Here is a 9,374-nt window from a genome sequence, read left to right as displayed (position 1 = left end):
ACGGGTGTTCATCCGTGCCGACCTGAATGTGCCGCAAGACAAGCAAGGCCACATCACCGAAGACACCCGCATCCGCGCCAGCGTGCCGAGCATTCAAATGGCGTTGGCTGCCGGTGCCGCGGTCATGGTGACCAGCCATTTGGGTCGCCCCACCGAGGGCGAGTTCAAACCTGAAGACTCCCTGGCACCCGTGGCCAAACGCCTGGGCGAACTGCTTGGGCGTGAAGTGCCGGTGGTGGCTAACTGGGTCGATGGCGTGACTGTTGCGCCCGGTCAGCTGGTCATGCTGGAAAACTGCCGCGTCAACAAGGGTGAGAAAAAGTGCACCGAAGAGCTCAGCCGCAAGCTCGCCGCCCTGTGCGATGTGTTTGTGCACGACGCCTTTGGCACCGCACACCGCGCCGAAGGCACCACCTACGGCATCGCCCAGTACGCCCCAATCGCTTGCGCTGGCCCCTTGCTGGCGGCTGAAATTGACGCCATCAACCTTGCGCTGGCCAACCCCAAGCGCCCGTTGGTGGCCATTGTGGCGGGCAGCAAGGTCAGCACCAAGCTGACCATTTTGCAAGCACTGGCCAAAAACGTGGACGGCCTGATTGTGGGCGGCGGCATTGCCAACACCTTCATGCTGGCAGCGGGTCTGAACATTGGCAAAAGCCTGGCCGAGCCCGACCTGCTGGGCGAAGCCACCGCGGTGATTGCCGCCATGAAGGCACGGGGTGCCGATGTGCCCATTCCCACCGACGTGGTGTGCGCCAAAACCTTTGCCGCTGATGCCGTGGCTACTGTCAAAGCCGCCACCGATGTGGCTGACGATGATTTGATTTTGGACATTGGCCCGCAAACCGCAGCCAAACTGGCGGCGCAGCTCAAAGCCGCAGGCACCATTGTCTGGAACGGCCCGGTGGGTGTGTTTGAGTTTGCGGCGTTTGAGAACGGCACCAAAGTCATTGCCCAAGCCATTGCCGAGTCCAGCGCGTTCAGCATTGCTGGTGGCGGCGACACGCTGGCCGCCATTGCTAAATATGGCATTGAAAAAGACGTGGGTTACATCAGCACCGGCGGCGGCGCTTTTCTGGAAGTGCTGGAAGGCAAAACCTTGCCCGCGTTTGAGATTTTGCAAAAGCGCGCCGCGGGCTAACCACCCGGTGCGCCGCAGGCAGACTCGCAGGGTTTGCCTGCAAATTTTGATTTACTATTTATTTAATAGCTATTAATGCAATCTGCATAAGCGCTAGAGCCCATTTTATTTAAAACCACCAGGAGACAACACCATGGCTTTCGTATCCCTTCGCCAAATGCTTGACCACGCTGCTGAACACAGCTACGGCGTGCCTGCCTTCAACGTCAACAACCTGGAGCAAATCCAGGCCATCATGGAAGCCGCTGCCGCCACCGACAGCCCGGTCATTTTGCAAGCCAGTGCGGGTGCCCGCAAATACGCTGGCGAAGCCTACCTGCGCCACATGGTGCTGGCGGCGGTCGAGTCTTACCCCGACATTCCGGTGGTGTTGCACCAAGACCACGGTGCCACCCCGGCAGTGTGCCAGCAGTCCATTCGCTCAGGCTTTACCAGCGTGATGATGGACGGCTCGCTCTTGGCTGACGCCAAAACCCCCGCCAGCTACGAGTACAACGTCGACACCACCCGCCGCGTCTGCGAGATGGCGCACGCCGTGGGCGTGTCAGTAGAAGGCGAACTGGGCTGCCTGGGCTCGCTGGAAACCGGCGAAGCGGGTGAAGAAGACGGCGTGGGGGCAGTGGGCAAATTGAGCCACGACCAAATGCTGACCGACCCGGTGCAAGCCAAAGACTTTGTGGCGCAAACCGGCGTGGACGCGTTGGCCATTGCCATTGGCACCAGCCACGGCGCCTACAAGTTCACCCGCCAGCCCACCGGCGACATTTTGGCCATTGATCGCATTGCTGAAATCCACGCGCAAATTCCCAACACCCATTTGGTCATGCACGGCTCAAGCTCGGTGCCGCAAGAGTGGCTGGCCATCATCCGCCAATACGGTGGCGACCTGAAAGAAACCTACGGCGTGCCGGTCGAAGAAATCGTGCGCGGCATTGCCCGGGGTGTGCGCAAAGTCAACATCGACACCGACATCCGCCTGGCCATGACCGGTGCCATGCGCGAGAGCTTTGCCAAAAACCCGAGTGAATTCGACCCCCGCAAGAGCCTGATCGCTGCCCGTAAGGCCGCTGCTGGCATTTGCAAACTGCGTTTTGAAGCCTTTGGCTGCGCTGGCCATGGCAGCCAGATCAAGCCGATTCACCTGGATGTGATGGCCGGGCGTTACGCGTAATTCACCATGACCGTGTAGCCCTCACGGCGGGTTGAAATGGGCTAAAGTCAGTCACTCTTTTGAGCCAACGTCCATGACATGACCCCCCATCCACCGTCTTCATCCGCGCCACAACGCACCCCATGGGGTGCGGCATGGTGGGGGCGAATGCGTCCGTTGGGTTGGGGGTTGCTGGTTTGGGGGCTGACGCTGGGTTTGACGGCGCTGCTGTGGCATCAAGCCAAGCAAGACGCTGCCCTTGAATTAAAAACCAGTTTTGACCAGCAAGTGGCCGACCTTGAAGGCCGGCTCAACGCCCATGTGCAAGTGCACGCGGCTGTGCTGCGCGGCTTTGGTGGTTTGTTTCAGGCCTCTGACCTCGTCACACGCGAAGATTTTCAGGTTTACTACCAGTCGCTCAAGCTCGCGCAAGGCGGTTTTGACTTTACGGCTGTGGGCTTTGCGCAGGCGCAGGCTGGCAGTGCACGCACGCCCATTGTCTACATTGAGCCTTTTGAAGGACTCAACCTCAAAGCGTTGGGCTTTGACATCAGCACCGTGCCGGCAGCACGCACGGCGCTTGCCCAAGCCGCGCAGTCGGGCCAATTGACGCTGTCTGCCAAACTCACACTCAAGCAAGACGAGGGTCAGCCCGAGCCTGGCTTTGTGATGTATTTGCCGGTGTATCAAACCGCTGCAAGTCCAGCCAGCCAGATGCAGCGCCAACCTCAACTGCGTGGCTGGGTGAGCGCGCCTTTTCATGCTGCTGATGTGATCAAGCGGGTCACTCGCCCTGAAGATGCGCACCTTGAGCTGCAACTGTTTGACGGTCTGGGCATGGAGAGCGCAGCTCTGTTGTACAGCAACGCAGACAAGGCTGACACGGCGGTGTCGGGTGTGCCGATGCAGCGCGTGGTGGCACTGCCCATGCCAGGCCGCCACTGGACGCTGCGCGCCACCGCCAAGCCTGGCTTTGGCACCACTGCCATCAAACAAAAACCATTGCTGGTGCTGCAAACCGGGGCTTTTTTAAGCACCTTGTTGGCGCTGTTGACGGTGGCGCTGGCCAACACCTTGCGCCGGCGCCAAAGCGCTGCGCTCGATGGCTTGGCAGCGCGCCAGGCGCAAGAGCGCGAGGCGCTTCGCATAGCGGCCGAACAAGCTTTGCGAGAGAGCGCACAGGCACTCAATGAAGCGCAGCGCCTGGCGCACCTGGGCAGCTACACGCTTGACCTTGAAACCCAGCAGTGGCAAAGCTCGCCCATTTTGGATGCCATTTTTGGCATTGATGCGCACTTTGAGCGAACCGTGGCCGGTTGGGACACCTTGATTGCACCCGAACACCGCCAGCAGATGCTGGACCATTTTTCGACGGTGCTTACCGGTGACGGCCACTTCAACCACGACTACAGAATCATTCGCCTCTCAGATGGTCAGGCGCGCTGGGTGCAAGGCTTGGGTGAGGTCACTTTTGATGCCCAGCACAAGCCCCTGAAGATGCATGGCACGATTCAAGACATTACCGAGCGCAAGCAGCTTGAAGTGAGCTTACGTGAGAGCGAATATGCCGCCCGCATGGCCTTGGACAGCTCTCAAGCCTTGTCCAAAGAGCTTGAAGCCCACCGCGAACACCTTGAAGAGCTGGTGCAAGAGCGCACTGCCGAGCTGCAACTGGCACAGCAGGCTGCTGATGCCGCCAACCGAGCCAAGTCAGAATTTTTGGCCAACATGAGCCATGAAATTCGCACCCCCATGAACGGCGTGGTCGGCATGCTGGATGTGCTACTGAAAAGCGAGCTGATGCCGGAGCAGCAACGCATGTTGGGCGTGGTTCACCAGTCGTCGCTGAACCTGCTGGCCATTTTGAATGACATTCTGGATTACTCCAAAATTGAAGCTGGCAAATTGAGCATTGAGACCTTGCCCACCAATGTGCATCGCCTGGTGCACGATGTGGTGCAACTGATGCACCCCACGGCCACTGCCAAAGCGCTTGAATTGACCCTGCAGCTGGCGCCTGAACTGCCCCAATGGGTGATGACCGACCCCACCCGCTTGCGCCAGGTGCTGCTGAACTTGGTGGGCAACGCCATCAAGTTCACCCCAAGTGATGCCCAACAACTTGGCCGTGTGAGTCTGCATGTGGCAGTGGTTGCTGCGGCCGAGGGAGGTGCAGCATGCCTGCAGTTCACGGTGGCTGACAACGGCATTGGCATGAACGCAGCTGCTACCACGCAGCTGTTTGCCGCCTTCAGCCAGGCTGACGCCAGCACCTCGCGCCAGTTTGGTGGCACCGGGCTGGGTTTGTCCATCAGTCAGCGACTGGCGCAGTTGATGGGCGGCAGCATCTCGGTGCAAAGCCAGTCAGGGCTGGGCTCTGCGTTCACTTTGGCGCTGCCTCTGCTGCTGGCAGATGCCGAGCCAGCACTTCCAACCCAGCCTGAGCCCGGTTTGAACCAGGTCAAACCGCCGCCCACGGTGATGCAAGCTGTGGCAACGGGTCAACTGATTTTGCTGGCCGAAGACAATGAAACCAACCGCGACGTGCTGCGTGAGCAATTGCGCTTGCTGGGCTATGCCAGCGAGACCGCTTGCGACGGCAGTGAAGCCCTGGCCATGTGGCAACAGGGCTTGCGTGACACTGCGGGGGTGGTCAGCGGCCGCTACGCGCTGCTGCTGACCGACTGCCACATGCCCCATCTGGACGGTTTTGGCCTGACTCAAGCCATCCGTGCACAAGAGCCCAGCGGCACGCACCTGCCCATCATTGCCATCACCGCCAACGCCATGGCCGGTGCGGCCGAGCATTGCCGGGCGCAGGGTATGGACGCTTTTTTAAGCAAACCGCTGCGCTTGGCAGAGCTTGAGGCCATGCTGCGGCAATGGTTGCAGCCTGTGGAAGCGCTACAGAGTGTTCCTGATTCAATAGCTGCCAACGCTTATCCTACCTGCGCTACAAGCCAATTTGATGTATGGAATCAGAGTACATTAACGCAATTGATGGGTGACAACCCCGACATGCACAAGCGCCTGTTGAGTAAATTTTTAGCCAATGGTCAAGTGCAAGTGGCCACGCTGGTGGCCGCGGCGCAGAGCGGCGACATGGCGCTGTGCGTGACCACCGCGCACACGCTCAAGTCTGCCGCGCGCACGGTGGGTGCGCTGGCTCTGGGGGAGCTGTGTCAGCACATTGAACGCGCCGGGCGCGGTGGTGACAACGCAGCCTGCCGCGCGGAAGTTGGCTTAGTGAGTGACGCTTTTCAAGCCGTTCAAGCGGCCATCACGGGCGCATGGGCTGTGCCGCAGCCAAGCGAAAATCCCCCGTCTGGGGGATAGACAGCCCATGTGCCGCACCTCACACTCACACACTAACTCCTTGCTTGTGCTTAGCGCCCTGAGACTCGCAGACAATCTGAGTCAGTGACCTATTTTGAGAGTGAGTGCCCTGCCATGAAGATCGATGCTTTGTCCGTGCTGATTGTTGATGACGATGAATTTGCCCAAGACGCGTTGCGTGAAATGCTCGCCACGCTGGGTATCACCCGCATTCACACAGCCCCCAACGGCAAGCAAGCGCTGGCGCTGCTGGCCAGCCTGCCGCAAGCGCCCGATGTGCTGCTGTGTGATGTGTACATGCCCGACATGGACGGCATTGAGTTGATGAACACGCTGGCAGCGCAAAACTATGCAGGCGGCGTGGTGTTGTTCAGTGGTGTGGATGCCGACATGCTGCAGCTGGCGCAAGACATTGCCCAGGCGCAAGGGCTCTATTTGCTGTCGGCGTTGACCAAGCCGGTGGCTTTGCCTGAGCTGGTTGCCGCCCTGGCGCCGCTCACCGGGGCATAAAAAAGCGGGCTCTGGTGTGAACCCAGAGCCCGCTTAGGGCTTGTAAAGTAATAACTTGTGCATTTTGATCGCCAGACTTGGGATGCAGGGCTAGGCGCAAAGCGCGCCGTTTAGCTCTGCTAAACAAGCGATTTGCAACGACGCCATGCGCCCAAAGATGGCTGAGCAAAAGCGCATGTTATTGCTTTACAAGCCCTTAGGTGCGAAACCTACCGGATGTGACTCAGGGGTGAGTCACAGGCAGCGGTTTAGCGAGGTTTTTTGATCGATGCCACAGCAGCAGCGCCATTTTTCAGGGCGGTGTCAACGGCAGTTTCCATGGTGGCTGCAGCAGCTTTGAGGGTTTTGGTCACGCTGGCCAATGTTTCTGGTGCTGGATGGCTTTTTTCCAGGGCTTCAATGCTGGCCTGAAATTGCGCCACGCCCAACGCGGTGGCTTCTTTCAGGTGCTTGGCGGCCAGCGTCATGTTGGACTCGGCAGAGCTTTTGATGTGCTCAAAAGCTTCTTGCGGGGCTTTGCTGTTTTTCAGCGATTCCATGCTTTCAGTCACGGCAGCTTGTGCCGCCTTGGCTTGGTTTTGAGCCAATTCGCCCCAGGCTTTGAGGTTGTCAAGCATTGGCTTGACTGCTTCTTGGGCGGCAGCTGGGTTGAATTTGGCAGCGTTTTCTTGCAGGGTTTTGGCAGCGGCTTCGAACGGGGTGTTTTTGAACATGAAGGTTTCCTTGGTTAAAAATGTTGCAGTGCAGCAATTATCTGCCAAATGCGATTTGCTGTGTGGGAATTTATTTAGAAAGTTGAGAGATTAGGTGGCAGGGTCTAATTCTTACCCATGCTCCGGCAGCGTTTTTGGGCGGTGGCCAGCGTCAACGCCTGTACCGTGTCACCTCGGCCAGATGCGAAGCGCTGACCTTTGGAGCTGTTTACCACCGTTGCTGTCACTTGAAAATGCACTTCCATTAAGTCAAAAATAAAATATAAAAACTTATATACTTGCACAATCAAAACAATTGAATTCAGGGGAACATCGTTGCACGACCTGCGGAGTTTTCCACAAACTGCAATGCGCGAATCAGGTTATCAAATCGACAAGGTGCAAAAAGGCATAAGCCCTGATGATGCCAAACCCATGCCAACTATCGGCGCTGGTGTAACTGAATTGCGAATATGGGACGAGGCAGGAACATTCCGGGTGATGTATGTCGCAAGGTTTGAATCCGCTGTTTATGTGCTGCACTGCTTTCAAAAGAAAACTGAGCAAACGTCAAAACGAGATATTGAGCTTGCACGCAAGCGCTTTAAAGAACTGGTGAAGGAACTTTCAAAATGACACAGCAATTTTCTAGCGTGTGGGACGCTATCGAGGACACCCCACAACAAGCCGCATGTATGCGTGCTCGCTCTGAATTGATGATGCGCCTGAGCGAGGTTATTCGTGGCCGTGGCATGAATCAGGGCGAAGCTGCTGAATTGTTTGGTGTCACCCAACCGCGCATATCTGACCTGATGCGCGGCAAGATAAACCTGTTTTCACTCGATACCCTGATTGATATGGCCGCCACGGCTGGAATGAGTCCCACGGTAAAAGTGACCATGCCCAAAGCAAAGCCACGCAAGCCTGCAAAGCGTGAATTGGAATCTGCTTAAAGTTTTGCAAGTCTACCCCACATCATGACCCGCATGTTTAACCCACCTCACCCCGGACTGACCCTGCGAGATGACGTGCTGCCTGCGCTGGTCACCAGTGTTACTGCGTCTACCGACCGGTCTGATCTGTTTGGCTGCTGAATTTTTCTCATTTTGAATTTGGTCCCGCTGACAGGAATCGAACCTGTATCTAGCACTTAGGAGGCACTCGTTCTATCCATTGAACTACAGCGGGAGTAAATCGATTGTAAGTGGCTGGGTCGGCTCGCAAACTTGCTTGGGGCGCAGGGGCAGGCTGACACCACGACAAAACTTCAGTCGTAGCGCTGTGTCCAGATCAAATCCAGCGCGCTTTGTTCCCCGGTTTGGGCACGCAGGGTCAGGCGTCTGGAGAGGTCGTAAAAAATTGTGAACACGCCCATAGTGCCGGCCAGACCGCTCTCATAGGCCACATAAATGTCTTTGCCCAAGCGCTTGCCCAGGGTGATGGTGGTGCCGCTGGCACTGTCGCCAGAACCGCCTTGGAAGCCCAGTTCGTCCAGCCCCAAAGACTGCATCAGCCCGGTGTTGACACCATCGTTGCCGCCCAGCAAGGCCATGGCGGCTTGTTGCAACAAGGCCGCCTCGCCACCTCGGCCGCTGGCCGAGCGCCCCAGCACCAGCCAGGCCAGTTTGTCGGCTTCGGGCAACTCGGGCTCGGCATACAAGCGCACCACGGGCGACAGGGTGGAGCCCAGCACTTGCACGCCCACGCGTTGGCTGAGTTGCGGGCGAATGGCCAAAATGTTGAGCACGGCCACATCAGGCGGGCCAAAAAAGGTGAGCTCACCTTGCTCAATGTCGAGCCGCTGGCCGTAGGCTTGGAAGGTGCCGCGCCGGTTGCGGATGCTGCCCACCAAGCTGAAGGTCTGGCTGGCTTGCGACTGCAGCTCAAGCTGCCCCACCAGCCGGGTGGTCAGACCGCGCCCACGCAGTTGAAAGTCTGAACCTAAGTCCAAAGTGATGCGCAGGTCAGGGGTGATGCGGCTGCCCGGTACTGCTGGGGTGGCTGGGGCTGTGCGTGCCGGGCGGGGCGGCTGTGTGGCCAGTGTGGCACTGTGCTGTGCGCTCGGGCGCACCACCACGTCGTCACCCAGTTTGGGGGCGGTTTCGCTCGGCAAGGTGATCAGGGCGTGGTCGGCGCTGAGTTTGCCACGCAGCTGCATGGTGCTGTTTTTCAAATTGCCATTGAGCTGGCCAGACACGCTCAGCAGCCTGTCAGAGCGGTTGCTCACACGCAGGGCATTGAACTGCGCTTGCAGCGACACCGCCAGCTGTTGCGTCAGCGGGGTGTTGGGTGCGTGGGCGGGCAGCCACTGCACCAGGCCCGTGAGCTTGACTTGGCCACCAGCGGCGCCGCCAGCCCCATAAAGGGTGAAATCTTCCAGGTGCAACTGCTGCCCGTCGAGCCGCGCCAACAAGCTGCCTTGCTGCAAATCAATGCCGTCGGCTACCGAGCGCACGGCCAGGTTTTGAGCTTGCAAAGTGCCTGCCCAGTGCGGCCGTTGGCGCGTGCCAGTGAGCGTGGCATTGGCATCGAGCGTGCCGCGCAT

The 9,374-nt window shown here is 58.5% G+C and carries 8 protein-coding genes, 1 tRNA gene and 1 pseudogene; 7 read left to right on the top strand and 3 right to left on the bottom strand.

What is annotated here, in order from left to right; translation table 11 throughout:
* From PHT20_RS15685 to PHT20_RS15670, 4 genes are all read left to right on the top strand, one after another.
* Window positions 1-1,141 (top strand): phosphoglycerate kinase (locus PHT20_RS15685; RefSeq protein WP_301021255.1); only part of this gene is annotated, 1,141 nt, incomplete at its 5' end.
* A 133-nt stretch (window positions 1,142-1,274) separates the two neighbouring features.
* The gene (fba, locus tag PHT20_RS15680) at window positions 1,275-2,312 is read left to right on the top strand and encodes a class II fructose-bisphosphate aldolase (RefSeq protein WP_300084737.1); all 1,038 of its coding nucleotides are present in this window, start codon (window positions 1,275-1,277) and stop codon (window positions 2,310-2,312) included.
* Between the two features lie 78 nt (window positions 2,313-2,390).
* Complete coding sequence (locus tag PHT20_RS15675) at window positions 2,391-5,627, top strand: CHASE domain-containing protein (protein ID WP_301021254.1); 3,237 nt, start codon at window positions 2,391-2,393, stop codon at window positions 5,625-5,627.
* Between the two features lie 114 nt (window positions 5,628-5,741).
* Window positions 5,742-6,137, top strand: a complete 396-nt coding sequence (locus tag PHT20_RS15670; protein WP_301021253.1) for a response regulator — start codon at window positions 5,742-5,744, stop codon at window positions 6,135-6,137.
* A gap of 248 nt (window positions 6,138-6,385) precedes the next feature.
* On the opposite strand, the gene PHT20_RS15665 is transcribed toward PHT20_RS15670, so the two are convergent.
* Window positions 6,386-6,850 (bottom strand): hypothetical protein, encoded by a 465-nt coding sequence (locus PHT20_RS15665; RefSeq protein ID WP_300084740.1) that lies wholly within the window; start codon window positions 6,848-6,850, stop codon window positions 6,386-6,388.
* 315 nt (window positions 6,851-7,165) lie between these two features.
* On the opposite strand from PHT20_RS15665, the gene PHT20_RS15660 reads away from it, so the two are divergent.
* From PHT20_RS15660 to PHT20_RS15650, 3 genes and pseudogenes are all read left to right on the top strand, one after another.
* Window positions 7,166-7,465 (top strand): type II toxin-antitoxin system RelE/ParE family toxin, encoded by a 300-nt coding sequence (locus tag PHT20_RS15660; RefSeq protein ID WP_301021252.1) that lies wholly within the window; start codon window positions 7,166-7,168, stop codon window positions 7,463-7,465.
* Window positions 7,462-7,782, top strand: a complete 321-nt coding sequence (locus PHT20_RS15655; protein WP_301021251.1) for an XRE family transcriptional regulator — start codon at window positions 7,462-7,464, stop codon at window positions 7,780-7,782. The genes PHT20_RS15660 and PHT20_RS15655 overlap by 4 nt, the downstream gene beginning before the upstream one ends.
* Window positions 7,783-7,806: 24 nt before the next feature.
* Window positions 7,807-7,893: pseudogene (locus PHT20_RS15650) on the top strand (addiction module antidote protein, HigA family); the annotation flags it as partial.
* Window positions 7,894-7,942: 49 nt separating this feature from the next.
* On the opposite strand, the gene PHT20_RS15645 reads toward PHT20_RS15650, so the two are convergent.
* Both PHT20_RS15645 and PHT20_RS15640 read right to left on the bottom strand, forming a co-directional pair.
* Window positions 7,943-8,017 (bottom strand) — tRNA-Arg (locus PHT20_RS15645).
* Window positions 8,018-8,096: 79 nt separating this feature from the next.
* Window positions 8,097-9,374, bottom strand: a 1,278-nt coding sequence (locus PHT20_RS15640) for a translocation/assembly module TamB domain-containing protein (protein WP_301021250.1), incomplete at its 5' end; no start/stop codon positions are given.

It is taken from the genome of Rhodoferax sp. (genome assembly GCF_028715765.1).
GTDB lineage: Bacteria > Pseudomonadota > Gammaproteobacteria > Burkholderiales > Burkholderiaceae_C > Rhodoferax.
This window is presented reverse-complemented; position numbering and strand designations above follow the sequence as displayed.

Excerpts from the sequence above, each read along its gene's own strand:
- fba (WP_300084737.1), top strand. The coding sequence starts at position 1,275 with ATGGCTTTCGTATCCCTTCGCCAAATGCTTGACCACGCTGCTGAACAC.
- PHT20_RS15675 (WP_301021254.1), top strand. The coding sequence starts at position 2,391 with ATGACCCCCCATCCACCGTCTTCATCCGCGCCACAACGCACCCCATGG.
- PHT20_RS15670 (WP_301021253.1), top strand. The coding sequence starts at position 5,742 with ATGAAGATCGATGCTTTGTCCGTGCTGATTGTTGATGACGATGAATTT.
- PHT20_RS15665 (WP_300084740.1), bottom strand. The coding sequence starts at position 6,850 with ATGTTCAAAAACACCCCGTTCGAAGCCGCTGCCAAAACCCTGCAAGAA.
- PHT20_RS15655 (WP_301021251.1), top strand. The coding sequence starts at position 7,462 with ATGACACAGCAATTTTCTAGCGTGTGGGACGCTATCGAGGACACCCCA.